26 protein-coding genes and 1 pseudogene are annotated in these 25,100 nt (G+C 71.7%); 12 read left to right on the forward strand and 15 right to left on the reverse strand.

The window, feature by feature from the left end; translation table 11 throughout:
* Nucleotides 1-88 precede the first annotated feature (88 nt).
* Complete coding sequence (locus ACZ3X1_RS19880; protein ID WP_356813994.1) at nt 89-538, reverse strand: ATP-binding protein; 450 nt, start codon at nt 536-538, stop codon at nt 89-91.
* A gap of 129 nt (nt 539-667) precedes the next feature.
* Between ACZ3X1_RS19880 and ACZ3X1_RS19885 the strand changes: the two genes are divergently transcribed.
* Nucleotides 668-1,504 carry a helix-turn-helix domain-containing protein gene (locus tag ACZ3X1_RS19885; RefSeq protein ID WP_467280564.1) on the forward strand — a complete coding sequence of 279 codons (837 nt, stop codon included), beginning with the start codon at nt 668-670 and terminating at the stop codon, nt 1,502-1,504.
* Nucleotides 1,501-1,749 carry a DUF397 domain-containing protein gene (locus tag ACZ3X1_RS19890; protein WP_467280454.1) on the forward strand — a complete coding sequence of 83 codons (249 nt, stop codon included), beginning with the start codon at nt 1,501-1,503 and terminating at the stop codon, nt 1,747-1,749. The genes ACZ3X1_RS19885 and ACZ3X1_RS19890 overlap by 4 nt, the downstream gene beginning before the upstream one ends.
* Before the next feature lie 10 nt (nt 1,750-1,759).
* On the opposite strand, the gene ACZ3X1_RS19895 is transcribed toward ACZ3X1_RS19890, so the two are convergent.
* Complete coding sequence (locus ACZ3X1_RS19895; RefSeq protein WP_467280455.1) at nt 1,760-2,377, reverse strand: flavodoxin family protein; 618 nt, start codon at nt 2,375-2,377, stop codon at nt 1,760-1,762.
* A 127-nt stretch (nt 2,378-2,504) separates the two neighbouring features.
* Between ACZ3X1_RS19895 and ACZ3X1_RS19900 the strand changes: the two genes are divergently transcribed.
* Complete coding sequence (locus ACZ3X1_RS19900) at nt 2,505-3,056, forward strand: hypothetical protein (protein ID WP_467280456.1); 552 nt, start codon at nt 2,505-2,507, stop codon at nt 3,054-3,056.
* Nucleotides 3,057-3,238: 182 nt separating this feature from the next.
* Here the strand turns inward: ACZ3X1_RS19900 and ACZ3X1_RS19905 are convergent, their stop codons facing one another.
* Complete coding sequence (locus ACZ3X1_RS19905) at nt 3,239-3,766, reverse strand: hypothetical protein (protein ID WP_467280457.1); 528 nt, start codon at nt 3,764-3,766, stop codon at nt 3,239-3,241.
* Between the two features lie 332 nt (nt 3,767-4,098).
* Here ACZ3X1_RS19905 and ACZ3X1_RS19910 point away from each other — a divergent pair, with 332 nt between their 5' ends.
* On the forward strand, nt 4,099-4,497 hold the full coding sequence (locus ACZ3X1_RS19910) for a VOC family protein (protein WP_467280458.1): 399 nt from the start codon (nt 4,099-4,101) through the stop codon (nt 4,495-4,497).
* On the opposite strand, the gene ACZ3X1_RS19915 is transcribed toward ACZ3X1_RS19910, so the two are convergent.
* The 3 genes from ACZ3X1_RS19915 to ACZ3X1_RS19925 all read right to left on the reverse strand — a co-directional run bounded on the left by ACZ3X1_RS19915 (nt 4,461) and on the right by ACZ3X1_RS19925 (nt 7,358).
* The gene (locus ACZ3X1_RS19915) at nt 4,461-5,300 is read right to left on the reverse strand and encodes a bestrophin-like domain (protein WP_467280459.1); all 840 of its coding nucleotides are present in this window, start codon (nt 5,298-5,300) and stop codon (nt 4,461-4,463) included. The genes ACZ3X1_RS19910 and ACZ3X1_RS19915 overlap by 37 nt on opposite strands.
* 57 nt (nt 5,301-5,357) lie before the next feature.
* Nucleotides 5,358-5,639 carry a hypothetical protein gene (locus ACZ3X1_RS19920; RefSeq protein ID WP_467280460.1) on the reverse strand — a complete coding sequence of 94 codons (282 nt, stop codon included), beginning with the start codon at nt 5,637-5,639 and terminating at the stop codon, nt 5,358-5,360.
* Between the two features lie 159 nt (nt 5,640-5,798).
* On the reverse strand, nt 5,799-7,358 hold the full coding sequence (locus ACZ3X1_RS19925; RefSeq protein ID WP_356813983.1) for an APC family permease: 1,560 nt from the start codon (nt 7,356-7,358) through the stop codon (nt 5,799-5,801).
* Nucleotides 7,359-7,692: 334 nt separating this feature from the next.
* Here ACZ3X1_RS19925 and ACZ3X1_RS19930 point away from each other — a divergent pair, with 334 nt between their 5' ends.
* Genes ACZ3X1_RS19930 through ACZ3X1_RS19940 form a run of 3 tightly spaced genes read left to right on the forward strand, consistent with a single transcriptional unit; the run spans nt 7,693 to nt 11,309 of the window.
* Nucleotides 7,693-8,325, forward strand: a complete 633-nt coding sequence (locus ACZ3X1_RS19930) for a hypothetical protein (RefSeq protein ID WP_467280461.1) — start codon at nt 7,693-7,695, stop codon at nt 8,323-8,325.
* 41 nt (nt 8,326-8,366) lie between these two features.
* The gene (locus ACZ3X1_RS19935; protein ID WP_467280463.1) at nt 8,367-9,455 is read left to right on the forward strand and encodes a DNA alkylation repair protein; all 1,089 of its coding nucleotides are present in this window, start codon (nt 8,367-8,369) and stop codon (nt 9,453-9,455) included.
* A 54-nt stretch (nt 9,456-9,509) separates the two neighbouring features.
* Nucleotides 9,510-11,309, forward strand: coding sequence for a hypothetical protein (locus tag ACZ3X1_RS19940; RefSeq protein WP_467280464.1), 1,800 nt, complete (start codon nt 9,510-9,512; stop codon nt 11,307-11,309).
* A 40-nt stretch (nt 11,310-11,349) separates the two neighbouring features.
* Here the strand turns inward: ACZ3X1_RS19940 and ACZ3X1_RS19945 are convergent, their stop codons facing one another.
* The 5 genes from ACZ3X1_RS19945 to ACZ3X1_RS19965 form a co-directional block, all read right to left on the reverse strand.
* A complete protein-coding gene (locus ACZ3X1_RS19945) occupies nt 11,350-12,813 on the reverse strand; it encodes an aldehyde dehydrogenase family protein (protein ID WP_356813978.1) in 1,464 nt (487 codons plus the stop codon).
* Nucleotides 12,810-14,549: an N-acyl-D-amino-acid deacylase family protein gene (locus ACZ3X1_RS19950; protein ID WP_467280465.1), complete on the reverse strand. Its 1,740-nt coding sequence runs from the start codon at nt 14,547-14,549 to the stop codon at nt 12,810-12,812. The genes ACZ3X1_RS19945 and ACZ3X1_RS19950 overlap by 4 nt, the downstream gene beginning before the upstream one ends.
* Nucleotides 14,550-14,795: 246 nt before the next feature.
* Nucleotides 14,796-15,917, reverse strand: a complete 1,122-nt coding sequence (locus tag ACZ3X1_RS19955) for an LLM class flavin-dependent oxidoreductase (RefSeq protein ID WP_356813999.1) — start codon at nt 15,915-15,917, stop codon at nt 14,796-14,798.
* A 108-nt stretch (nt 15,918-16,025) separates the two neighbouring features.
* A complete protein-coding gene (locus ACZ3X1_RS19960) occupies nt 16,026-16,811 on the reverse strand; it encodes an SDR family NAD(P)-dependent oxidoreductase (RefSeq protein WP_467280466.1) in 786 nt (261 codons plus the stop codon).
* Between the two features lie 17 nt (nt 16,812-16,828).
* The gene (locus ACZ3X1_RS19965) at nt 16,829-17,782 is read right to left on the reverse strand and encodes an LLM class F420-dependent oxidoreductase (RefSeq protein ID WP_467280467.1); all 954 of its coding nucleotides are present in this window, start codon (nt 17,780-17,782) and stop codon (nt 16,829-16,831) included.
* Nucleotides 17,783-17,937: 155 nt separating this feature from the next.
* Here ACZ3X1_RS19965 and ACZ3X1_RS19970 point away from each other — a divergent pair.
* Nucleotides 17,938-18,150: pseudogene (locus tag ACZ3X1_RS19970) on the forward strand (transmembrane-type terpene cyclase); the annotation flags it as partial.
* A gap of 167 nt (nt 18,151-18,317) precedes the next feature.
* On the opposite strand, the gene ACZ3X1_RS19975 reads toward ACZ3X1_RS19970, so the two are convergent.
* Together ACZ3X1_RS19975 and ACZ3X1_RS19980 are read right to left on the reverse strand one after the other, a co-directional pair.
* Nucleotides 18,318-19,124: a L,D-transpeptidase family protein gene (locus ACZ3X1_RS19975; protein ID WP_356813973.1), complete on the reverse strand. Its 807-nt coding sequence runs from the start codon at nt 19,122-19,124 to the stop codon at nt 18,318-18,320.
* A 305-nt stretch (nt 19,125-19,429) separates the two neighbouring features.
* Nucleotides 19,430-19,615 carry a hypothetical protein gene (locus ACZ3X1_RS19980; protein WP_467280468.1) on the reverse strand — a complete coding sequence of 62 codons (186 nt, stop codon included), beginning with the start codon at nt 19,613-19,615 and terminating at the stop codon, nt 19,430-19,432.
* Between the two features lie 109 nt (nt 19,616-19,724).
* Between ACZ3X1_RS19980 and ACZ3X1_RS19985 the strand changes: the two genes are divergently transcribed.
* From ACZ3X1_RS19985 to ACZ3X1_RS19995, 3 genes are all read left to right on the forward strand, one after another.
* On the forward strand, nt 19,725-20,168 hold the full coding sequence (locus ACZ3X1_RS19985) for an NUDIX hydrolase (protein ID WP_356813971.1): 444 nt from the start codon (nt 19,725-19,727) through the stop codon (nt 20,166-20,168).
* A gap of 133 nt (nt 20,169-20,301) precedes the next feature.
* Nucleotides 20,302-20,646, forward strand: a complete 345-nt coding sequence (locus ACZ3X1_RS19990) for a hypothetical protein (protein WP_467280469.1) — start codon at nt 20,302-20,304, stop codon at nt 20,644-20,646.
* A gap of 22 nt (nt 20,647-20,668) precedes the next feature.
* Nucleotides 20,669-20,953, forward strand: a complete 285-nt coding sequence (locus ACZ3X1_RS19995) for a hypothetical protein (protein WP_467280470.1) — start codon at nt 20,669-20,671, stop codon at nt 20,951-20,953.
* Nucleotides 20,954-20,996: 43 nt separating this feature from the next.
* On the opposite strand, the gene ACZ3X1_RS20000 is transcribed toward ACZ3X1_RS19995, so the two are convergent.
* Nucleotides 20,997-21,851 carry a trypsin-like serine peptidase gene (locus ACZ3X1_RS20000; RefSeq protein WP_467280471.1) on the reverse strand — a complete coding sequence of 285 codons (855 nt, stop codon included), beginning with the start codon at nt 21,849-21,851 and terminating at the stop codon, nt 20,997-20,999.
* Nucleotides 21,852-22,151: 300 nt separating this feature from the next.
* Here ACZ3X1_RS20000 and ACZ3X1_RS20005 point away from each other — a divergent pair, with 300 nt between their 5' ends.
* Nucleotides 22,152-23,471 (forward strand): ricin-type beta-trefoil lectin domain protein, encoded by a 1,320-nt coding sequence (locus ACZ3X1_RS20005; RefSeq protein WP_467280472.1) that lies wholly within the window; start codon nt 22,152-22,154, stop codon nt 23,469-23,471.
* Nucleotides 23,472-23,629: 158 nt separating this feature from the next.
* Here ACZ3X1_RS20005 and ACZ3X1_RS20010 read toward each other — a convergent pair whose 3' ends face one another.
* Nucleotides 23,630-24,856: an amidohydrolase family protein gene (locus ACZ3X1_RS20010; RefSeq protein ID WP_362633076.1), complete on the reverse strand. Its 1,227-nt coding sequence runs from the start codon at nt 24,854-24,856 to the stop codon at nt 23,630-23,632.
* Nucleotides 24,857-25,100 lie beyond the last annotated feature (244 nt).

Raw genomic sequence — 25,100 nt, forward strand, 5'->3', positions numbered from 1 at the left:
CGACGGCAGCAGTCTCATGGAGCCCCCAGCTCAGCACGTCCCCGCCCGGTGACCATCACACGACGGGCAGGCGGAGCTTATATGTCCACTACATGAGCCCGGGAGGGGGGCACCGCCGGCGGCTCAGCTCCGCCCAGACCGTCTTGCCGACGATGCGTTCCGTGACGCCCCAGTCGGCGGCGACGGCGTCCACGATGCGCAGGCCGTAGCCGGATTCCGCCTGGTAGGCGTGCGGCCGGACGGCCGGGCGGCGGTCGCGGCGGGCGTCGGACACCTCGACGCGCAGGCAGTCCTCCAGGAGCGTCAGCTTCAGCTCGAAGTCCCGCCCCGGGACGCGGCCGTGGCGGACGGCGTTGGCGGCGAGTTCGGCCACGAGGAGGCCGGCGTCGGCGGACAGCGCGGTGGATTCGGGAAAGCCCCAGTCGTGGAGCTCGACGAGGGCCAGCTGCCGCGCGAGCCGGGCCCCGCGACGGGTGCTGGTGAAACGCTGGGTGAACACGCGTACGAGGGTCCGGGCGCGGCCGGAAGGTGCGGTCATGCCGCCAACATCCCGCCTGGCCAGGCTCGTTCAACACCACCCGGACTCGTACAAATCAACTGTACGAGTGCACTCCCTGGACAGGCGGAGTCACGGTGCGTGAGCCTGACTGTCGGGGAGGTGACCGCCATGGTGAGTGCCGACGACAGCGGTGACGGCGAGGTCGAGCCGGACGACAACCTGCGCAGCTTCGGCGAGACGGTCAAGGCCTCCCGCAAACGCGCCGGCCTGACCCAGGAGCAACTGGCGCCGCTGATCGGGTACTCGGTCCAGTACGTCGGCTCGGTGGAGCAGGGCCGCCGCCACCCGTCGCAGAAGTTCGTGAACAAGACCGAGGCGGTACTGGACACCTTCGGCGTCATCGGCATCGCGGCGAAGCAGCTGACGCGGCGGCGCGGCCTGGCGTCATGGTTCCGGCGGTGGGCGGAGCTGGAGGAAGTGGCCGTCACCCTCAACACGTACGAGTGCCGGTCGGTGCCGGGGCTTCTCCAACCGGAGTCCTACGCCCGCGCCCTCATCGACAACGTCCCGCCGCTGGCCACCCCGGAGGAGGCGGAGGCCCGCGTCTCGGTCCGCCTGGAACGCCAGAAGCTGCTGCACCGCGTCCCGTACGCCCTCTTCAGCTTCGTCATCGAGCAGGCGCTGATCGAGCGGCGCACGGGAGGGCCGCAGGTCACGCGGGAGCTGATCGACCGCCTCCTGGAGTGGGGAGAGCTCCCCAACGTCGACATCCAGATCATGCCTCTGGTCCAGCCGGTTCACGCGGGAACCGACGGCCCCTTCCGGCTCCTGGAAACCGATGAACACGAGTGGCTGGGCTACAGCGAGGGCCAGAAGACGGGCCAGGTCATCTCCGACCCGAAAGCCGTCAGCGTCCTCCACCAGCGGTATGCCAAACTTCGCATCCAGGCCCTCAATCCTGCTGACAGCACGGGCCTGTTGATGCGAATGCGAGGTTCCCTGTGAACAGCTCCGATGTGCGGTGGTTCAAGAGCAGCTACAGCGGAAGCGAGGGTGACAGCTGCGTCGAGGTCGCCCTCTCCTGGCACAAGTCCACGCACAGTGGCAGCGAAGGCGACGACTGCGTCGAGGTCGCCACGTGCCCCGACGCCGTGCACGTCCGGGACTCCAAGGTGACGGCCGGCCCCGAGCTGGCCGTCACCCCCGGCGTCTGGACCGCGTTCCTGGACGGGGTCACGGGCGCCCGCTGAGCGGATGCGGCTACCGCTCCCCGGTCACCTCCTCGGAGGGGAACCGGGCGAGCGCGGCCTCGCGCTCGAAGAAGGTCTTGGCGCGGGTCATCGCACGCTCGTCGCCGCGCACCTGGCCGGGCCGGGAGCCGTTGCCGAGCAGGACGCCTCCGAAGCGCATCCGCAAGTAGGCGGCCGTGTTGTTGAGGCTGGTGATCAGGCCGTCGGCGGTGTCCTCGTCCTCCTCGGCCATCGCCGTGACGCCCCACAGCGTGCGGCCGCCCATCCGCTGCTTGAAGTCCAGGCCGGGCACTCCCAGCCAGCCGGACCAGTAGTCGAGGTAGCGCTTGGTGTGGGCGGAGACCGCGTACCAGTACAGGGGCGAGGCGATGACGATGTCGGTGGCCTCCATCGTGGCGCGGCGCAGCTCCGCCTCCTGCTCGCTCATCGGCCAGGTCCCGTCCTCGTGCCGGCCGTCCTGGAAGTCGGGCAGCGGGTCCTTCGCCAGGTCCACCCAGCGCTGCGGGATACCGGCGGGCAGCTGCTCCGCCGCTGCCCGGGCGAGGATCTCGGTATTGCCGTCCGGCCGGGAACTGCCGAGGACGAAGAGGAACGAGCGGTCGGCGTCGGTCAATCTGTCGGTCGTCATGCGGCGTGCAACTCTCCCTGCTTACGGAGCTATTCCGTCCGCGTCCGGGGCGGGAGAAATCCCCTCGACGGCGGGGCCGGCCGCCGTGGACGATGACAGCCGGACGGATCGAGGGGGACGGGTCGGCATGCCCAGCAGGCAGACGCAGGCGGAGACGCAGACGGAGACGCAGGACCCGGCGCAGGACGGGGGCCTCTGGGAGGCGCTTCCGGCGGGAATCCGCGCCCAGGTCGACGGGTACGTCCTGCAGGACCGCCTCCTGCCGGCGGTGAAGCTCGTTTGGGACGCCGGGCGGGCCCGCGGCATCGGCCTCCACGACGCCGAGACGGTGGTCCACGAGCGGTACGTCTTCCACGGCGACAAGATCGCCCGTACGCCCGAGAGCCCGCTGGACCTGGAGTCCCTGGCCGCTCTCGCCGGCGGCCTGCCGGGGCGGGTGGTGGCGGTCGAGGCCGTTTGGGACGGGGACACCGTCCACGACTGGTTCGTGAACCTCCTGGCGATCACGGACGGTCCCGCCGAGGAGCGGCACCTCGCCACGGTCTACAGCCGCAGGGACCGCGACCCGGCCGAAGCCGCCGCCGAGGCGGGCCGCGCCCTGGCGGACCACCTCGGCGTGCCGTTCCACTTCGCCGGCCCCGACACCCCGGACGAGGAGGCCCCCCGATGGCGGCCGTGACCCCGCACGGAGGCCGCCGCACATGCCCGGCCGGCGCAAACGCAAGCAGAGGCAGCAGCGCGACCGGGAACGGAACCGGCCGGAGAAGGGCCCCGGCCACCTGTTCTGCGGTCGCCTCACCCACCCGGCGACCTACCGGGTGAGCGTCTGCGTCCCGGACGGGTCCGGGACGTGGAGCGGGGTCAGCTCATCAGGGGCGAGCCCGTGAGCTGCCAGGTGACGGGGCCCTTGCCGTCGCCCTCGATATCGTAGACGACGGTCGCGTCGCCGGACCACTGCTTGCTCGGGTCCAGGGTCACCGCGGGGGTCAGGCAGGTGAAGCTGCTCTCGGGCGTGGCGTTGATGTTGGCCGTGATGTCGCAGGTCTTGCTGTTGACCACGACGTCGGTGCCACCCGGGACACGGCTCTCCAGACGCGTCGTCACCTTGAAGGAGGTGAAGCGCTTGCTGGTCATGTCGGACTGGCCGTCGTTGACGAAGCCCCAGTTGACGGTGGCCTTGCCGCGGACCTTGCCGTCCGCGACGGCCTCGACGCAGGTCGGTACGGACAGCTGCGCCTCCGGAATGATCCCGGTCATGACCTGGATGCGGGCGTTGGTACCGCCGGTCGAGCAGGTCTGCGCCGCGCTCGCCTGCGAGACGGAGATGACGCCGCAGAAGGCGATCGCCGCCGCGCTGACAGCCGAGGCGCGCAGAAGGTTCTTGTGCATGGTTCGGTTTCCCCCGTGTCGGTGTGAAGCAGAGGCCGGACGGACCCTGAGACGGTTGTTCCGGCCCATGCCGCTCCCCCCGAAAAGCGGCATGAGCGGGCCGTCGGCAGAGTCGATCTTAGGCCGATGCATCACGCATCACGAAGCACATTTACCCAGGTCAGAAGGGATGTGGCCGGTATTCGACCCTGCCCTGAAGGTGAGGGGGACACCCTGCTCCGCCCGCGCCGCACGGCGCGGGGAGGGCCGCCGCGCCCAAGCGGAATCCGCGGCGGCCGGTGACGGGACGATTACCGGCCACGGGGGCTCGGTCCGCCCGTACGCTGCCGTGCATGATCGATTCACGTACCCGTGTCCGTGTCGCCCGGCCCTCCCTGGACCTGGGCGCCGCCGAGCGTTTCTACGTCGACGGGCTCGGGTTGGAGGTGCAGTGGCGGAGCGCCGAGACCGTGCCCGGGGAGCACGACCTGCTGATGGTCGGACCGGCCGGGGGCGGATGGCACTTCGAACTCACCCGGGACGCCTCGAACCCGGTCGTGCCCGCGCCCACGGTCGACGACCTGTTCGTGCTGTACCTCGGCGAGAAGCCCGACGAGGCCCTGGTGCAGCGCCTCGTCGAGCACGGTGGGACCCGGGTCGTCTCGCACAACCCGTACTGGGACGAGTGGGGTGTCACCGTCGAGGACCCGGACGGCTACCGGCTGGTGCTCTGCTCCCGCACCTGGGGCTGATCCGCCGGGGTGTCGGCCGTCCAGAACCGCGCCAGCGCCGCCTCCTTGTAGGGCGCGGGGCTCACGCTCAGGTCCCCCGCGAAGGGCCGGTCCAGGGCCACCACCAGGAGCAGGCTGAAGCCGATCAGTCCGGCGACGGCCGACACGAAGAGCAGTTGCATCTTCAGGCTGCGCAGCCCGAAGAGGAAGGTGAGCGGGACGATCACGAGCGCGCCCCCGTACACGAGCACCTGCAGCAGGACCGGCAGGGAGGTCTCGGCCATCGTGATCCGGGCCCGGCGCTGCGAGTTGAGGTCGTTGAGGCTGGAGGCCGCCTCCCCGTAGAAGGTCTCGGCGCGGGGTCCCTGCGGCTCGTAGGCCATGAGGGCCTGGTACAGGGCGTGCGTCTGCGCGCCGGTCGCCTCGTAGCTGGGCCGGCCCTCGCGCATCAGGGGCCACTGCACCTCGACGACGGCGTGCGAGTACGCGCCGACGGCCGCGTGCACCCTCGCGCGGTCGGCCGCGGGGAAGGCGTCGGCGCTGCGCACGAGGGTCGCCAGGTCACTGGCCTCTGCGGCGACGATGCCCTGGGTGGTTTCCAGCTGCGTCCACAGGGTGACGACGACGAACGCGAGGATGATGCCGTAGATCGCGCCGAACATGCCGAGCGCGATCCCGACCATCTCGTTGTGTTCTCCCTGGGCCAGGTGCGGGAAGCGGCGGCGGGCCGCCACGCTCCCGGCCACGGCGAGCCCGGTGAGGCCGCCGACGAGGAGGACGGCGATGACGAACGTGCTGAGGCTGTTGAGCAACCAGAGGATCATGCGCTGTTCAACGAGCGGGCCGGGCCGAAATCCCGGCCCGGCCCCGTACCGGCTGGATCAGTCGACCTTCGGGGTCTTCGGCAGGGCGGAGCCGACGCCCCCGAGTGAGCTGTCGGTCGCCTTCGTGGCGGAGCCGACCGCCCCCTGGGTCACCGCGACCGCCGTCTTCGCGTCCTGGACGGTCTGCGCGGGGTGGTCGGCGATGTCGACGACGCGGCCGACGAGCGGCGCCGCCCCGGCAGCCGGCTCGTCGGCGGCGTGCGCGGCGGCGGGAACGAGTGCGAGGGCGGCGCCCCCGGACAGGACCAGGGCGGCGAGGGTGCGCTTCATGGCAGTCATGCCCGGCCCAACGACCTCCCGCACCCGAGGTCACCGCCGGGAACGCCGGCGGCCCCGGATCGGGGGGATCGATCCGGGGCCGCGGGGATGACTCGGCGGGTGGCGCGCGGGTGGCGTCGCGGGTGGGGCTCCGCCGGGTTCCGGCGGTTCCGGCTGGGGTCAGTCCTCGACCACCAGGGCCGGGGTGGACTTGGTGAGGACCTCGCCGCGGAAGAAGGCGGGGCTGCGGCGCTCGGTGACGAACATGATCACCAGGCCGAGGGCCAGCAGGCCGACGCCGATGATGAAGACGCCGCCGACGCCGAGGACGGTGGAACCGGATCCGTAGGACGGGTCCCACATGTCGAAGAGGGTCTTGCAGAAGACCGCGGCCAGGAGGACTCCGCCGAGGACCGGGAAGACTCCCTTGAAGAACAGGTCGCGGGAGGAGCGGCGCAGCTCGGCGCGGAAGTACCAGGCGCAGGCGAAGGCGGTCAGCGAGTAGTAGAAGCAGATCATCAGGCCGAGCGCGAAGATCGTGTCGGTCAGGACGTTCTCGCTGACCAGGGTCATCACCGTGTAGAAGAGCCCGGTGGCGGCGCCCGCCATGACGGTGGCGCGGCCCGGGGTCTTGAACGTGGGGTGGACCTTGGCGTAGGAGGGCGGCAGCGCCTCGTACGCCGACATCGCGAGGACCGTGCGGGCCACCGGGATGAAGGTGGTCTGCAACGAGGCCGCGGCGGAGGCCAGGACGGCGACGAAGAGCAGGATGCCGAGGACCGGGCCCATCACCGGGCCGGCGAGGGCCGCGAAGACGTTGTCGGAGGTCTCCTCGTTGGCGAGGCCGAGGCCTTCGCCGCCCGAGCCGACGGCCATCTGGGCGGCGACGCCGGTGGCGAGGTAGGAGCCGACGAGCACGACCATCGCGATGAGTGAGGCGCGGCCGGGGGTCTTCGTGGAGCCGGTGGTTTCCTCATTGGTGGCCAGGCACGCGTCCCAACCCCAGTACATGAAGATCGAGAGCGAGAGTCCGGCGGTGAAGGCCGCCATGGACTCGACCGCGAAGGGGTTCATCCAGGACCAGGAGAAGTCCAGGCCGGTGTCGAAGGTGCCGGCGGAGGCCTTCTGGAAGGCCATCACGACGAAGACGGCCAGCACGACGAGCTGGAGTCCGACCAGGGCGTACTGGACGCCCTTGGTGGCGGTCATGCCGCGGTAGCTGATGGCGGTCGCGAGGGCGATCAGGGTCAGGCAGGTGGCGATGTGGACGAGCTTGTTGTCGTCCAGGGCGGCGATCGACGGGTTGCCCGTGATCTCGCCGGCCAGCAGCCAGAAGTAGGAGGTGGCGACGCCCGCGAGGTTGGAGAGGACGATGATCGTGGCGATCACCAGGCCCCAGCCGCACATCCAGCCGATCCGGGGGCCGAAGGCCTTGACGGTCCAGGTGAAGGAGGTGCCGCAGTCCGGCATGGCCTTGTTGAGCTCGCGGTAGGCGAAGGCGACCAGGAGCATCGGGAGGAAGCCGGCGAGGAAGATCGCGGGCATCTGCATGCCGACCTCGCCAGCAGTGGAGCCGAGGGTTGAGGTCAGGCAGTAGACGGGGGCGACGGTGGAGATGCCGATGACGGCACTGCCCACGAGCCCGACGGACCCCTTGCCGAGTCCCTTGCCGCGAACGTCGCCGTCGGCGACGCCGCTTACCGTGTCTCCGGCCTGAGGCCGAACGTCCAGCTGAGTCATGGGTCAGGACGTTAGATGGTGCGCATTCCACATCTGGAGGATCGGACTCCGGAAGAGAACGGGCGGCGACGCCTTGGAATCTTGAGGTCTAGAGAGTTCATGAGAGCTTAATGAAAGGTCCACTCAGACACCCAGCCGGGAATCGGCAGGCTCGACCGAGAGGCTTTCGGTATGCGGAAACCGAAGGCATGTCCGGTTTACCCCTTTCCAAACTTTCCCTCGTGACTTTGCGGTGACCAGTGGTAACGGGGTATGCGACCAGTTTGCCGTGGACATGATCGCCGACCTAGAGTCACCGCCGATCAAGGTCATTCACGGGGGAGTCACCACGCACATGCGCACCGGAACACTGCTGGCATCGGCCGCGGCCGTCACCGCGCTGCTCACCCTCACCGCCTGCGGAGGCGGCGCGAACCCGACCGTCGGCGGCGTCGGCTCCGGCGCCGACACCGGGACGAGCGGCGTCACCGACGGCGGGGTCAACGGGAACGCACCCAAGGACGGGACCGCCTTCCAGAAGCTGCCCAAGGCCGGCACCATGGCCGCGGCCGCCCGCTTCGTCAACGGCTACACCAAGTGCGACCCGGTCAGCCCCGACCCCGGGGAGGGCGGACCGAGCTCGGGCCCGGAGGCCTCCTTCGGCTCGAACGCCACCGTGACCGAGACCGGATACTGCGGCAGGCGGAACACCACCACCATCGTCCTCTACAAGGACGCGAAGGCCTTCCAGACCGCCTTCAAGGCCCTGACGGCGAAGGAAGGCAGCGGGAACCGCAACAGCGGCATCGTCGTCGGCCAGGACTTCGCCATGGGATCCGAGAGCTCGGACGCCATGAGCGCCCTGCTCCAGCCCCAGGCCGGACTGCTCATGCTCAACTGCCACCCGGACTTCAACCCGCCGAGCGGCTTCCGCAAGGAGCCCGCCCTGGTGAAGGGCTGTGTCCTCACGGACTACTACAAGGACTGACGAACCGGCGGGCCGGGTGTGCGATCCGCGAGACTGTCCCCATGCCCACGGCCGATGAGCTCCTCAGCGCGGACACCGTCACCGCCCTTGCCCGCCTCCTCGCCCGGTCCGGCGGCCGCCGGACCGCGCCCGCCCTGACCGCCCGCGCCACCGCCCTCGACGGGCTGACGTACAGCGGCCGGGTCGCCGCCGTCCGCGACGCCGTCCTCGCCGACCTGCCCGAGGACTGGCCGGCCTTCGAGGCCGTCGTGCGCACCGCCCTCGCCGAGCCCGGCTTCGAGGGATGGATGACCTTCCCCGTCAACGAGGCCGTCGCCGTCCGCGGACTGGAGGTGTTCGAGCCCGGACTGGAGCTGCTGCACGACCTCACCTCCCGGCTGACGGCCGAATCCGCGGTACGGCCCTTCCTGCGCGCCGACGCGGACCGCGCCCTGGCCGTCGTACGGAAGTGGACGGACGACCCGGACCCGCACGTACGGCGCCTCGCCAGCGAGGGCACGCGCCCCCGGCTGCCGTGGGCCCCGCAGCTCCCGGCGTTCGTCGCCGACCCGCGCCCGGCCCTGCCGGTGCTGGACGCCCTCTACCTCGACGCGTCCGAGTACGTCCGCCGCTCCGTCTCCAACCACCTCAACGACATCAGCCGGGACCATCCCGCCCTCGCCGTCGAGACCGCGGCCCGCTGGCTGGCCGAGCCCGCCGACACGACCGACCGCGTCGTCCGGCACGGCCTGCGCACCCTGGTCAAGGCCGGCCGGCCCGAGGCGCTGACCCTCCTCGGGCACGCCCCGGACGTACCGGTCACCGTGCACGGGCCGGTGGTGACCACCCCGCGGGTGGCCGTCGGGGAATACCTCGTCTTCCACTACGCCGTCACCAACACCGGCGAGCTCCCGGCCGAGCTGGTGATCGACTACGTCGTGCACCACACGAAGGCGAACGGCACCCGCACCCCGAAGGTCTTCAAGCTCGTCACCCGCCCGCTGGCCCCCGGCGAGACCCTCAGCGGCACCAGGCGCCACTCCTTCAAGCCGATCACCACCCGCCGCTACCACTCGGGCGAGCACCTGGTGCAGCTCCAGGTCAACGGCCGGGTCCGCGGCGAGGCGGTTTTCTCGTTGGACGCCGGATGATCACTCCTGGCACCCTCGTCGCATGACCTACGGAATCGAGTCCCACCCAGCCCCGTGAGCGCCCGCGAAGAGCGCCCGCCGCTCAGCTCCCGGACGACCTCCCTCTACGACTACGCCCTCTTCCGCCACGGCATCGAGCCGCACGGCCGGATCCCGCGGAAGGGCTATCCCCTGCCCGACGGGCCACCGGAACCCAGCCGCGAGGGCCTGACCTGGCAACAGGCACGGGCCGAAGTCACCGACGCCCTCACGCCCCTGCTCGCCGACCCCGACCCGGTACGGGCCGCCGCGGCCGTCCACCGGCGGGTCGCCGAACTGGCCATGCCCCGCCGCACCCTGCGCGCACACGCCGCACGGCTCGCCCTCACCGACGAGGACGCCGCCCGGCGGACCGCCCGGCAGCTTGCCCGCACCGGTACCGACCCTGCGGCCGTCGGCGTCGGGATGGCCCTGCTGATCCGCCTCGGCGAGCCCGAGGACGTGCCCTGCCTCAAGGCCCTCGGCATGCTGCGCGGCCTGGCGGACACCGCGAGCGCCGCCCTCGACCCGCTCGACCGGCAGGCGGCGGCCCTGCTGGTCATCCGCAGCCGCGACCGCTCCGAGCGGCTGACCCCCCTGACCGAGGCGATCACCTCCGGCGACGCGGAGGCCACCCGGTCCGCCCTGGTCTCCCTGCCGGACGAGTCGCAGGCCATGTGGCTCGCCCGGCGCATCGCCGAGGCCGCCGACCTGCACGGGTTGCTCCGGGCCCGGCCGCAGGACGCCGACCTGCTCGCGCTGGCCGGCCGGCTGCTGCACCGGATGGCCGACCAACTGGACAGCCGCGCCGAAATCCTCGACTACCTGCCCGCCCGGGCCGTGTACGAGGCCCTGGTCCGGCACGCCGACGAGCTGCCCCCGACCCCGGAGCACTGGTCCCTGCTGCTGTCGATCGCCCTCGACCTGCACAGCGGCGCCCCCGTCCTGCTGAACTGGCGGCCCGGACGGCGTCGGGCCCTGCTCGACGCGCTGGACCGGCTGCTGCCCGCGGCCGCGCCGGACCCCGTACCCGAGCCCGTACCCGGAGACCGGCGGGCGGACTGGTTCCGGCGCAACCGGCACCTACCCTTCGCCCACGCCGAAGCCGGGGACCCCCGTCGGTGGGAGTTGGCCGTCGTCCACGACTGCGAGGACCCCTCCGCCGTGGAGACCCGGATCCTGATCGACGGGATCCCACTCGTCCCCGCGTTGTTCGGAAAGGGCAGGGGCCACGCGCCCGAGTACCTCCTCGACAGCGGCCGGCTGCGTGCCGTACCGCAGCCGCGCGAGGTGCAGCTCGCCGAGGCGTACTGCACCGAGGGCTGCTGCGGAGCGCTGTATGTGACGATCCGCCGGGACGGCGACGAGGTGGTGTGGGACGGCTGGCGCGGAGCGGTCGGCCCGCCGCCGCCCGCCTACCACTTCGACGCGGCCGCCTACGACACCGAACTCGCGCGCGCCGTACGGGACCACTCCTGGTGCTGGCCGGCCCGCAGCACCGCCCGCCTGATCGCGGCGGGCCTGCGCGACCGGCCCGAACTGACGGCCCGGTGGGAGCTCTCGCCGCACTGGATCGGCACCGACTGGCGCGAGCCGGACACCACGGTGGTCCATCTCAGGTACGAACCGTCCGCGCCGCCTCCCGGCACCGGTGGATCGCTCTACTTCGATTGGCGGCTGCCCGACGACGGCGCCCCGCCCCGGGACCGGGCGGCCGCCGCCCTGCGACGGCTGGAGAGGGACGACCCGAAGGCCTTCGCTACGTTCGCCGGCGGCGACGGCGAACTGGCCGAGGCCCTCGGCCACCGCGAGCCCCCGCGCACCCCGCCGGCATGACACGGGTCCGGCCGGGGGCAACCGCCCCCGGCCGGACCCCCTAGGTCGTCCAGACGATCGACTGCACTTCGCTGTACGCGTGCAGGGCGTACGAGCCGACATCACGGCCCACCCCGCTGCGCTTGAAGCCGCCGAAGGGGGCCTCCATGTTCCGGCCGACGGTGTTCACGCCGACCCCGCCCGCGCGCAGCCGCCGCGCCACGCGGAAGGCGCGCGCCGAGTCGCCGGACCACACGTAGGACAGCAGCCCGAAGTCGCTGTCGTTGGCCAGCCGGACCGCTTCGTCCTCGTCGCCGTCGAAGGGGACGACCACGACGACCGGGCCGAAGATCTCCTCGCGGACCACCCGCATGTCGTTGGTGCAGTCCACGAGCAGGGTGGGTGCCACGTAGAAGCCGCGGCCGTCACCGATCACGGGGCGCTCGCCGCCGTAGGCGATCCGCGCGCCCTCCTTCCTGCCCAGCTCCACGTAGGACTCCACACGGTCGCGGTGGGCCGCGGAGATGACCGGGCCGACGACCGTTCCGGCCGCCGCCGGGTCGCCGACCTTCATGAAGGCCAGGTAGCCGGTGAGCTTCTCCATGAGCTGCTCGTAGACCGACCGGTGGACGATCACGCGGGTGGGGGCGGTGCAGATCTGGCCGGAGTAGAAGGAGAAGGTGGTCCCGATCCCCATCACCGCCGCGTCCAGGTCCGCGTCGTCCAGGACGACGGCGGCGCCCTTGCCGCCGAGCTCCATCAGCTGCCGCTTCATCGTGCGGCCGCAGACCTCCGCGATGCGCTGGCCGACGCCGGTGGAGCCGGTGAAGGACACCATGTCCACGTACGGGGAGTCCACGGCGGCCTCGCCGACCTCCACCGCCTGCCCGCCGACCACGTTGACGACGCCCGCCGGGACCCCGGCCTCGTGCAGCGCCTGCGCCATCCTGAAGACGGACAGGGGGTCTTGGGGGGCCGGCTTCACGACGACCGTGTTGCCCATGGCCAGGGCGGGTGCCACCTTGCCGGCCGGGTTCGCCCACGGGTTGTTGTAGGAGGTGATGCAGGTGACCACGCCGACCGGCTGGCGGACCTCCAGCGCTCCCAGGATGCTCGCCCTCCCCATCGGGCCGGCCTCGGTGACCTGCGGCGGCAGCCCCTTCTCGACCGGTTCCAGAGCGCCCTTGGCGTACCGGCGGAAGCGGGCGACGCCGACGCCGACCTGCATGCCCCGCGCGATCCCGGTCGGCGCGCCCGTCTCGGCCTGCGCCAGCGCCGTCCACGGATCGAACTCGCGCTGCATGATGTCCGCGGCCCGGTCGAGGATCGCCGCCCGTGCCTGCGGGGTCGTGCGCGACCAGCTCCCGAAGGCCTCGGCCGCGGCGCGGGCGGCGTCGGCGACCTGTTCGCGCGAGGCCTCGGGGGCGAGCCCGACCACCGACTCGTCTGCCGGGTTGACCACCTCGTAGTGGCCGCCGGCCGGCTCCACCCACTCGCCGCCGATGTAGAGGGGTTGCGTGTTCAACGCGTGCTCACCGTCCTCGTGTCCCGGCCCGACCGCAGCACGGTGCCGGGGACGGCGCCCGTCACCTCGTCATCGCGGACGGTCTCGACGCCGTTGACCCGTACCGAGACGATGCCGACGGCCCGCGCGTCCAGGCGGGGGCTGTCGCCGGGCAGGTCGTGGACAAGGGTGGCCGGGCCCGCCTCGATGCGCTCGGGGTCGAAGAGGACCAGGTCCGCGTGGTAGCCCTCGGCGAGCCGGCCGCGCTCGCGCAGCCCGAACAGCCGGGCCGGGTCGTCCGTGAGCATCCGTACGGCCTCTTCCAGCGGCACCAGCTTGCGGCCGCGCAGGCAGTCGCCGAGGAAGCGGGTCGTGTACGGGGCTCCGCACATCCGGTCCAGGTGCGCGCCGGCGTCGGAGCCGCCGAGCGTGACGTCCTCGTGCCGCCAGGTCTCGGCGCGCAGGGCCCAGCTCGCCGGGTCGTTGTCGGTGGGCATCGGCCAGAGCACGGTGCGCAGTTCGTCGTTGGCGCAGATCTCCACGAGGCATTGGAAGGGGTCCTGGCCGCGTTCGGCGGCGATGTCGTTCACGACCCGTCCGGAGAGCCCCTCGTTCTCCTTGCTGTACGTGTCGCCGATGACGTACCGGCCGAAGTCGGCCAGGCGCCGGAAGACCCCGGCCTCCTTGCTGTCGGCGCGGCGCAGCATTTCGGCGCGGACGTCCGGGTCGCGGAGTTCGGCGATCCGCTCGGGGACGGGCAGCCCGAGGACCTCTCCCCAGCCGGGGATGAGGTTCAGCGCGCAGAAGGTGTTGAGTGACATGTTCATGGGGGTGAGGATCGGCATCGTCAGCGCGACGATGCGGCCTCCGGCCTTGCGGGCGCGCTCGCTGGCAACGAGCTGGCGCGGGACCCGTTCGGGGACGGCGGCGTCGATGGTGAGCACGTTCCAGTTCAGGGGCCGGCCGGCGGCGGCGCTCATCTCGACGAAGAGGTCGATCTCCTCGTCGGAGAACTGGTCGAGGCAGCCGGCGACGATCGCTTCGAGCTGGGTGCCCTCGTGTTCGGCGACCGCCCGGGAGAGCGCGAGCAGTTCGGCGGGCTCGGCGTGCCGGGAGGGGACGGGGGCCCCGGCGCCGTCGGAGTGGGTGGAGGACTGGGTGGTGGACAGGCCCCAGGCGCCGGCGTTCATGGCGTCGTGGAAGAGGTCGAGCATCTGCTGCATCTGCTCGGGGGTGGGCTGTCCGCCGACGGCCGCCTCGCCCATGACGTGGCGGCGCAGGGCGCAGTGCCCGACCATGAAGCCGGCGTTGACGGCGATCCGTCCTTCCAGGGCGTCGAGGTACTCGCCGAAGGTGGACCAGGTCCAGTCGACGCCCTCCTCCAGGGCCTTGAGGGCCATGCCCTCGACCTTGCTCATCATGCGGCGGGTGTAGTCGGCGTCCTCGGGGCGGTCCGGGTTGAGCGGGGCGAGGGTGAAGCCGCAGTTGCCGCCGACGACGGTGGTGACGCCGTGGTTCATGGAGGGGGTGGCGTACGGGTCCCAGAAGAGCTGGGCGTCGTAGTGCGTGTGCGGGTCGACGAAACCGGGGGTGAGGACGAGGCCGGTGGCGTCCTCGCTGGTGCGGGCCTCTTCGGTGACGGTGCCGGGTTCGGCGATGACGGCGATGCGGCCGTCGCGTATGGCGAGGTCTGCGACGCGGGCGGGGGCGCCGGTGCCGTCCACGACGGTCGCGCCCTTGATCAGGTGGTCGAGCATGACGTCCCTTCGCACTTTCAGCCTTGCCGGCGTTCGGGGCGCGGCTCCGGGCGGAGTCCGGTGCCCGGCGGAGCCGGGTTGTCCGGTGGAGCCGCCCCGGACCCTGCGCCTCAAACGCCGAGGCTGGATCTGTGCCCCGGCCGGAGGCCGCCGGGGCGACCGCGGCCTCGGCATGGGCCCCGGCCGGGGCCGGTGCGGGACGGCGGTCCGGGAAGACGCCGTCCCCGTTGATGCGCCCCGCAGGGGTCAGGCGGCCTGCCGGAACCGCGTCGTGCGGTGGACCGGGTCCGTGTCGATCTGCGGGATCACGTGCTCGCCGATCAGCTTGATCGTGGTCATCGTGTCCTCGTGACCGACGCCGGTCGGCAGACCGAAGGAGAGCTGGTCCGCGCCCGCCTGCTCCCAGCGCTTGCACTGGGCCCGCACCTCCGAGGGATCGCCGCAGATGAGGAGTTCCTCGGCGATCAGCAGCTCGATGATCTCCGCGTTGTACTCCGGCAGCGTCTCGGGCCACTCGGGGATCGCCTCGGGCCGCGGGAAGGTGTCGTGGTAGCGGAAGACCAGCGACTGGAAGCGGTTCATGTTGGCGTTGACGGCGATCTCGACGGCCTTGTCGTGGGTCTCGGCGCAGATCGCGGTGGAGGTGACCATCACGTTGTCGTTGACGAAGGCGCCGATGGCCTTCGCCTCCCTGATGGCCGTCTTGTACTGGTCGAGGACCCACTCCATGTCGGAGACCTTCTGCACGCTGAAGCCCAGCACGCCGAGGCCCTTCTTGGCCGCCATCGCGTAGGAGGACGGCGAGCCGGCGGCGTACCACATGGCCGGGTGGGCCTTGCCGTACGGCTTGGGGAAGACCTTCCGCGGCGGCAGCGACCAGTGCTTGCCCTGGAACCCCTCGTACTCCTCCTGGAGGAACATCTTGGGGAATTCCGCGATGGTCTCCTCCCAGATCTCCTTGGTGCCGTTCATGTCCTCGATGCCCGGCAGGAATCCGAGGATCTCGTGGCTGCCGGCGCCGCGGCCGGTGCCGAACTCGAAGCGCCCCTTGGAGAGGTGGTCGAGCATGGCGACCTTCTCGGCCACCTTGACGGGGTGGTTCACCGGCGCCAGCGGGTTGAAGATGCCGGAGCCGAGGTGGATGCGTTCGGTGGCGTGCGCGAGGTATCCGAGGAACACCTCGTTCGCCGACAGGTGTGAGTACTCCTCCAGGAAGTGGTGCTCGGAGGCCCAGGCGTACTTGAAGCCGGACTTGTCGGCCTGGATGACGTACTCGGTCTCCTCGACCAGCGCCTTGTGCTCTGCCTCGGGGTCGACCCTGGACCGCGCCTCAGGCACGTATCCCTGCACGAAGAGCCCGAATTCCAAGGGGTTCACCGTCCTCTGTTTTCTGACGTAGCGTCAGATTCGATGTCCCGACTGTTCCACCGCGGGGCCCGGAGCGTCAATACCTGACGCTCCATCAGCCATGCTCGGCTACAGGATGCTGACGCCCGCCATCCAGCCGCCGTCGATGACGAAGGGCTGGCCTGTGATGTACGAGGAGTCCTCGCCGGTCAGGAACAGCGCGAGCTTGGCGATCTCCTCGGGCTGCCCCACCCGCCCCATCGGGACGACCCGCCGGTAGAGCTCCGCCATCGCGTCCCGGGCCTCGTCGGTCATGTTCGCGGGGTCCAGCAGGCCGGGATTGGCCATCGGGGTGTCCACGGCGCCCGGGCACATCGCGTTGACCCGGATCCCCTTGCCGGCCAGTTCCAGCGCGGCCACCCGGGTCAGGCCCAGGATCGCCGCCTTGGTGGCGGCGTAGGTGCCGACGTACGCCATGCCCGTCAGGCCGGTGTAGGAGGAGGTGTTGACGATGGTGCCGCCACCGGCCGCCTCGATCTCGGGCGCCACCGTCTTGATGCCGAGGAAGGCGCCCACCTGGTTGACCTGGACCACCTGCTGGAACTCCTCCAGCGGGGTCGAGGTCAGCTCGTTGAAGCGCAGGATGCCCGCGTTGTTGACCAGGCCGTCGACCCGGCCGAAGGCCTCCTTCGCGGCGGCGGTCGCCGCCGCCCAGTCCTCCTCACGGCTCACGTCCATGCGCACGTACCGGGCGCGGTCCTCGCCGATGTCCTCGGCCACCGCCGCGCCCTGCTCGTCCAGCACGTCGCCGAGGAGCACCTTGGCCCCCTCGGCGGCGAAGAGGCGGGCCTCCTGCTCGCCCTGGCCGCGCGCCGCACCGGTGATGATGACGACGCGCCCGTCCAGCTTGCCCATGCCCGTACTCCCTGTCTCTAGGGGGTGTCGTTGAGGTGCGGAGCCACCTCGGCGCCGAAGGCGGTGATCTGGTCGACGAGTTCGGCGCGGTCGCGGCTGCGGAAGCGGACCTGGATCTGGTCCACGCCGAGCGCCCCGTACTCCCGCAGTGACTCCGCGAGCGCCTCCGGCTTGCCGGTGAGGGTGCGGCGGCCGGTGTCCCAGCCGGGCTCGCCGACGTACAGCGCCTCAGTGATCGCGCCGACCTCGAAGGGAGCGTCCACCCCGGCCTCGGCGCGCAGTTCGCGGATACGGGCGATCTGCGCGGGGAGCCGGTGGCGCGGGTCGCCCTGGGGGAGCCAGCCGTCCCCGCGGAGGGCGGCCCGGCGGACGGCGGCGGGCGAGGAGCCGCCCACCCAGACGGGGATCCGTGCCTGAGCGGGCCGGGGCAGCTGCCCGAGGTCCTTGAAGGAGAACAGCCCGCCCTCGAACTCCGGGTACTCCTCCGGCCCGAGCGCCGCCCGCAGCGCGTCCAGGGTCTCGTCGAGGACGGGCCCGCGGCGCGCGAAGTCCACGCCGAGGACCTCGAACTCCTCCTGGACGTGGCCGGCGCCCACACCGAGGATCAGCCGGCCGCCGGAGAGGTGGTCGAGGGTGGCGTACTGCTTGGAGCTGATCAGCGGGTGGCGCAGGCCGAGGATCGCCACGTGGCTCATCAGCCGTACGTGCTCGGTGATCCCGGCGAGGAAGGAGAGGGTGGCGACGGGGTCGTACCAGACGGTGCTCATGGGCCCCGCGAGCCGCCGCGGGATCGCCACGTGGTCGCAGGCGGCCAGGTACCCGAAGCCGGACCGGTCGGCGGCCCGGGCGATCTCGGCGAGATCGGCGGCAGTGGCCGACGCCTCCCAGGGTTCGGCGTAGAGGGTGCTCTGCGACTGGACCGGGAGTTGCATCCCGTAGACCAGCCGACCTTCCGGAAACACGCGCGCCATGGCGGACCCGCCTCGCCTTCGTCTGCCGATTCGTCATATCGGTGCCGGGCCATCGTGGTACCTGACGCCCCGTCAGACAAGAGGCCGGTCCGAACGCGCACCTTTCCTTCAACGTGGTGTGGGCGACGGCCGACGTGGTGATCATCTGGACGTACGTGCGCTTCGGGCGCGCCGGACTGCCGGACTTCGTGACCCGGCCGCTCTTCGCCGGCTGGTCGGCGCTGCTGTTCGCCACCGGCTTCGCCGTGCAGTGGCTGTTCCTCGCGCATTTCGGGATGCACGACGCGACCCGCTACTCGGCCTTCCTGCAGAACCTGCTGATGTCCGCCCTGTTCATCGCCGTGTACGCCGCCCGGCAGGGCCCGCAGGGCCGGTCCCTGACCATCGGCGTGGCCAAATGGCTCGGGACCCTGGCCCCGACCCTGCTGTTCGGCGTGCTGGAGGACGCTCCCTCCATCCTCGGCCTCGGCATCCTGTGCAGCGTCTTCGACCCGGCCTACTCGGGGGCTGCTGCTGCGCGGCCCCGGCGCCCGCGTCAGAAGCCTTCCGGCCCCATCACGATGACCGGCTTCGCCGCCGGGTCCAGGGTCTGCAGGACCTTGCGCATGGCCTCCTTCGGGATGCCGACGCAGCCCTGGGAGGGGCCGTCGTGGTCCACGTGGAGCCAGATGTTGCCGCCCTTGTCCTCGCCGTCCGGCATGACCGGGTCCAGCGGGGACCGGCCCGGGCGGCGGTTGAAGTCGATGGCGACGACGTAGTCGAAGGACCCCACCAGGGACTCCCCGTTCACACCGCGCCCGGTGGCGACGAAGCCGCGGCCCTCGTCGTACGGGAGCCGCGTACCCGGCGGCGGGGACAGCAGGCCGCCCGCGTCGGTCAGCCCGAACACGCCCTGCGGCGAGGTCAGGTCGCCGTACGTGCGCTCCGTGGACCACCCCCGGGCCCCGTTGCGCGCCGGCCAGCTCTCGACCTTGACCCAGTCGGCCCCGGCCGCCGGACGGGTGTAGAAGGTGGCCGTGGACTCCGAGGAGTCCACGGCCTTGCCGGTGACGAGGATCAGCTGGCGGGACTCGGCCGGGATCCTCGACCGGGTCTGCTCGCTGATCCCGGTCAGGCCCTGGAGGGGCGACCGCGGGATGTCGCGCGCCGCCCGGTCCACGGGCTGGGGGCGGGAGTCCTCGCGGGCTTGCGCCGCGCCCGCGGCCTTGTCGGGATCCTGGGCGACGTAGGCCCAGCCGGCCGTGAAGGTCAGCAGGCCGAGGGTGGCGGCGAGGGCCGCGCGACGGGCCGTACGGCGGGACGTACGGGCGGGACGGGAGCGTGCTCGGGCGTGCTTGCTCATTCAACCGACCGTACCTCAACACACCATCAGAGATGGTTTGTCCGCGTTGTGCGCGATGTGCGCGCCACGCCGGACACGGGGAACCGGACGCGCACCATCAGGCCGCCCTCCGGTCCCGGATCGGCCCCGGCCCTCAGCTCCGCCTCGTGCGGCCGTGCGATCGACGCGGCGATCGACAGGCCCGACCGGCGCCCTCACCTGCGGTGTGCTGCCCTTCGGCGCGCCGGCGGAAGGGCTCAAGGAGCCCCGGCACGCCCGCCCGATCGGTCACCGGGCCGGTGGTGGACACCGCCGGTTCCCCGTCCTCACAGGTGGGCACCTCGATCCGGCCCCCCGGCGCGGTGGCGCCGCACCGCGTTCATGAGCAGGTTGTGCAGGAGGCGGCCCGGCAGCGCCTGGTCGCCCGTCACGGTCAGCGGCGCGGGGGTCCGTACGACCGTCAGGCCCTCCTGCGGGCAGGCCGCCGGCTCGGCGGCCCCGAGCGCCGACACCGATCAGCTTCGGCTCGGGTCCGGCGTGGGCGGCGTCCGGTGATCGCTCCGGGGAACCAGGGGGGCGCAAGCCCGCCCCCGGAGCCGATCACCGACGTACCCTGAATCGATGAGGCGAACTCCACGTCACGCGGCGCGCGTTGTCATCCTGTCCCCCACCGGGTCGGTGTTCCTCTTCCGCGAGAACAACGTCGAGGTGGGCATCCACTGGCTGCCGCCCGGCGGCGGGATCGACCCCGGCGAGAGCCCCGAGGACTGCGTCCGGCGCGAGCTGCGCGAGGAGACCGGCTGGACCGACCTGGAGCCGGAACGGCTGCTGTGCACCTGGGAGCACGACTTCACCCACCAGGGCGTACCGGTGCGCCAGCACGAGCACATCTACGTCACCACGGGCCCCCACCGGGAACCGGTGCTGGAGGCCCCCGGCATCCACTGGCAGTGGCTGTCGGCCCAGCGCCTGGCCACCCTCGGCGAACCGGTCTGGCCGCCCCGCCTCTCCGACCTCCTCACGAACCCCGCGACAGAGCCGGTCCACCTGGGCCTGCTGGCCTGACCCCGGGCCGATCGGCAGGGCGCGCCAGGGCGGCGCCGATCCTCCGCCACCGCCTCCGACGATTGCGCCGCCGCCTCACAGGACGGCACCCGGCGCACTATCGTGGAGGGCGCCGACCGGAAGAGGAAGTCTCATGACCACCGCCCCGGGGCCCGCCCACGGTGTCCCCCCGATGCCCGAGCGGAGCATTCCCGCGTTGCGGGCGGCGATCGCCGCCCACGCTCCGCAGCTCCTGGACGACTTCGAAGCCAACTGGCGGGCAAGAGTCGCCGACACCTACGACATCGGAGCGGCGCCGGCGTTCCTGGCGCGCTGGTGGGGCGAGTACGCGCTCGCCCGAGACCCCCACCTCGACCACCACGTGCGTGATCTCGAGCAGCGGGCGGCCGAGTGCGCAGACCCCGACAAGGCCAGGGACCTGCTGGAAGAGGCGTCGCGCATCCACCACCGGGTGGCCGCGCTCGGACCCGGCGAGTGAGCGCAGAGTTCACCGGCCCCCCGTGGGCCACGCACTGGACGAAGCTGCCACCGAGTACCGGGACGCGCTGCCCGCCGCTGTGCGCGAGCGGATCACCGACGCGGTCACGGAGCTGAAGACGTCACGGCATCCGTACCGCGACGACCATCTCGACACCACGAGGGTGAGCATCGAGCCGGCCCGCTCCACCGACCCCCGCGGCGCCCACATCCTCTACTTCGACCGCGGCCACGGCTGGCTGCGCTACACCTTCGTCCACCGCACCGCCGAGCCGCAGATCGTCATCGAACGGATCTTCTGGCAGTAGCCGCTGCCGCCGCCCCGTCACACAGGCCGTTCGGGGACGTGCCCTAGCGGCCCGTGGGGGACTTGGACGTGGCCTTCGTGTAGAGCGAGGCGGCGTACTCCCCCAGCACCGTGCTGGTCGAGACGTCGTCGGTGTCGCCGCCCGTGAGAATGCCGACGATCTTGCCGTCGCGGGCGATCCACGCGCTGCCGCTGGTGCCGCCCGGGAAGTCCGCGCAGTCGAAGCGCTGCTGGGTCGCGCTCTCGCGGACGGCGGTCGCCGTGCAGGTACGGGGGATCTTGCGGTCGGCGGGGTAGCCGGTGACGGTGACCTCCTCGCCGGCCCGGCCGGAGGTGTCCAGCACGGCCGCGCCGGTCACGTCCTCGATCGAGCGGCCCTGTGCGTCGGGGGCGAGCGTGGCGAAGGCGAGGTCGTAGTCGTCGTCCGTCCCCTCCGCCCAGCGGGCGTCCTCGAAGACCTGCTCTATCTTCCACGTGCCGTACGGGGCGGTGTCGTTGGCGTAGGCCGGGGCGAAGACGGCGGTGCCGGCGCCCTGATCCCCGGCGAGCAGGCAGTGCCCGGCGGTGACGATGAGGTTGCGGCCGGGGCTGTGCACCACGGTGGCCGTGCAGAAGTGGTCGCTGTCCAGGCCGTTGGTGAACAGGGCCCCGGTGAAGGCGGCGGGCCCGCCGGGCGGGGGCGTCACGGCCGGCGGCAGGGTGGTTGCGGGCGGGGAGGACAGCTGGGGCTTCGGCGCGTGCGAGCGCGAGGGAGCCGTGGCCGACAGGGAGGGCTGCGCCGCCTTCGCCCGCGCGGGCGCGGTCGCCTCGGGAGGCGGCGCGAGCTCCGCCACCGCCGCGGAAGCCCCCAACGCCGCCATCGCACACAGCACCGCAGTAACGACGCTCCGCTTGTCCACCGGCATGATGATCCTTCCGCTTTGCCCTGGCGAAGCATGCCTTGACCACAGGGCCGGGTGCAAGGCGCGGGACGACCCCTGCGTAGCCGGTCCGTCACCGAGGGCGGATAGCGCGAACGGGCCAACTCGGGGCCGCTGTGGGTCCTTTGGCCGATTCGCCTATCATCGCCTCGGTTCTCGCCGCCCCCGCCGCCGCGCGGGCCCGCGGAAAGAGAATCTTGACGAGAGGGCAACGAAAACTTGCGATTCACAGGCAAGCACCGGATATCCATCGTTGCCGCGGCGGCCGCGGCGGCGATCGTGGGAACCCTTCAGCTCCCCTCCACCGCGTTCGGCACCGAGGACACCACCGGGACCACGAACACCACGAGCACCACCGGCACCACGGACACCGAGGTTCCCGCGGACAGCGCCCCGCCGGCCGGGGACGCGCCCGACGCCCACGTGGAGGACTCCGCCACCCACGGCAGCGACGGGACGGTCTTCAGGAACGGCGTCATGTCGCTCGACCCGCCGACGGCGTCGCCGATGGCCGCCCCGAGATCGGCCGCCGCGGCCGCCGCGGGCGCCGCACCCGCCCCGCCGCAGGGCGAGGGCTGGAAGCTGAGCGGCGCGACCAAGTGGCTGAAGACCGGCTACACGATCAAGTTCTACGACCAGAAGTCCGCGGACTGGCTGGGGCCGTACGTCCAGGCCTCCGCCGCGGACCTGCGCCGCGTCACGAACCTGCCGGTCACCGTCGACACGAAGCCGGTCGGCTGGGACTACGTCCGGCCGAAGGGCGAGGTGATCGTGGGGGTGCTGCACCGCCCGTGCGTCCCGCCGGCCGGCGAGGGCACCATGGGCAGCACCGGCTGGAAGGTGGTCCGCGACGGCACGGGCACCGCCAACCTCAGCTGCGGCTTCACCAGCTCCTCCGTCGCCGAAACCGTGACCAGCGGGCACGCCTACGTCGACGACTCGTTCTTCACCCCGGCCGGCAAGCCGACCGCCGCCATGGGCGAGACGTACATGCGCAACCACGTCAGCCACGAGCTCGGGCACACACTGGGGCTGACGCACGCCAACCGCAGCCTGAACAGGGGCGACTGCGTCAAGGGGACCGACTCGGGCCAGTTCCCGGTCATGTGCTCCCCCGCGTACGCCTACCAGGACAAGCGGGCGGGCACCTACGTCCAGCAGTTCGACGTGCAGGGCCTGCGCCGCCTCGCGGCCGGCGCCGGAGCGGCGCTGTCCCCGCAGGGCCGCGTGAGCGGCATCGGCTCCAAGTGCCTGGACGTCAAGGGCGGCAAGGCCGCCAACGGCACGCCGATCCAGCTCTACACGTGCAACGGCACCGCGGCCCAGTCCTGGATCCTGGGCAAGGACGGCACCCTCCGCGCGCTCGGCAAGTGCCTCGACAACGCGCGCAACGCGAGCACCAACGGCAACAAGATCAGCCTCTACGACTGCAACGGCTCCGCGGCGCAGCGCTGGTCGGTCAACGCCAAGGGCCAGATCGTCCACGTGGCGTCGGGCAAGGTCCTCGACGCGACCGGCGGCGCGACCGCCAACGGCACCGTGGTCCAGCTCTACACGGCGAACACCAACAAGCGCCAGGTCTGGGTCACGCCGAAGTAGCCCCGCACCGGCCGCACGGGCCCCACGGCCCGTGCGGCCCTCCCGCCGAGGGGGCCGATGAGTTCGCGGAGGCGGTGAGCGGCGGCGGGGGGTCACTGTCGGCGCGGTCACGAGCCGTCGGGCACCGGTCCGATCGGGCCCCGGCCGAGAGGCGCGGGTCAGGCCCCGGGGCCCGCCCACAGGCCGTCCGGGGTGAGGCCGAGCAGGTCGATCGCGTTGCCGCGCACGATGCGGTCCACCACGTCGGGGGCCAGGTGGCCCATCTGCGCCGCGCCGACCTCGCGGGACTTGGGCCAGGTCGAGTCGGAGTGGGGGTAGTCGGTCTCGTAGAGGACGTTGCCGACGCCGATCGAGTCGAGGTTCTTCAGGCCGAAGGCGTCGTCGAAGAAGCAGCCGAAGACGTGCCCGGCGAACAGCTCCGACGGCGGCCGGAGCACCTTGTCCGCGACCCCGCCCCAGCCGCGGTTCTCCTCCCAGACGACGTCCGCGCGCTCGAGGATGTACGGGATCCAGCCGATCTGGCCCTCCGCGTACATGATCTTCAGGTTGGGGAAGCGTTCGAACTTGCCACTCATCAGCCAGTCGACCATCGAGAAGCAGCAGTTGGCGAAGGTGATGGTGGAGCCGACCGCCGGCGGCGCGTCCGCCGAGGTGGACGGCATGCGGGACGAGGAGCCGATGTGCATGGCGATGACCGTGCCGGTCTCGTCGCACGCCTGGAGGAAGGGGTCCCACTCGTCGGTGTGGATGGACGGCAGGCCGAGGTGCGGGGGTATCTCCGAGAAGGCGACCGCGCGCACGCCGCGCGCCGCGTTGCGGCGGACCTCGGCGGCGGCGAGGCGGGCGTCCCACAGCGGGATCAGGGTGAGGGGGATCAGGCGGCCCCGGGCGTCGGGGCCGCACCACTCCTCCACCATCCAGTCGTTGTAGGCGCGTACGCCGAGCAGGCCCAGCTCACGGTCCTCGGCCTCGGTGAAGGTCTGGCCGCAGAAGCGGGGGAAGGTGGGGAAGCAGAGGGCCGACTGGACGTGGTTGACGTCCATGTCGGCGAGCCGGTCGGGAACCGAGAAGGATCCGGGGCGCATCTGCTCGTAGGTGATGACTTCCAGTTTGATCTCGTCGCGGTCGTACCCGACGGCGGTGTCGAGGCGGGTGAGCGGCCGGTGCAGGTCCTCGTACACCCACCAGTCGCCGATCGGGCCGTCGTCGCCCGCGGCTCCCATGACGGGCGCGAACCTGCCTCCGAGGAAGGTCATTTCCTTCAGCGGGGCGCGGACGACGCGGGGTCCTGTGTCCCGGTATCTGGACGGGAGCCGGTCCCGCCAGACGTGGGGGGGTTCAACCGTGTGGTCGTCCACCGAGATGATCTTCGGGAAGGTCTCCATGGCTCATACGGTAGCGCTGATCTGACGGGCCGTCAGCTAGTTGGTCTGTGATCGGTCATGGACGGGCTGACGGGTACACACGAGACAGGGCAGACTGACCCTTACACCGACGGAAGGCAGGGGGGACGACAGATGGACGGCGTACCGGCCATCCCGCACCCGCGGAACCACCCCGAGGTCCGTGCGGCTGCCGCCGCATCAGAAACCGCTCCCGCGGCAGCCGTCCGCCCCGGCGCCGGTCCGG

It is taken from the genome of Streptomyces sp. NPDC023541, assembly GCF_055559995.1.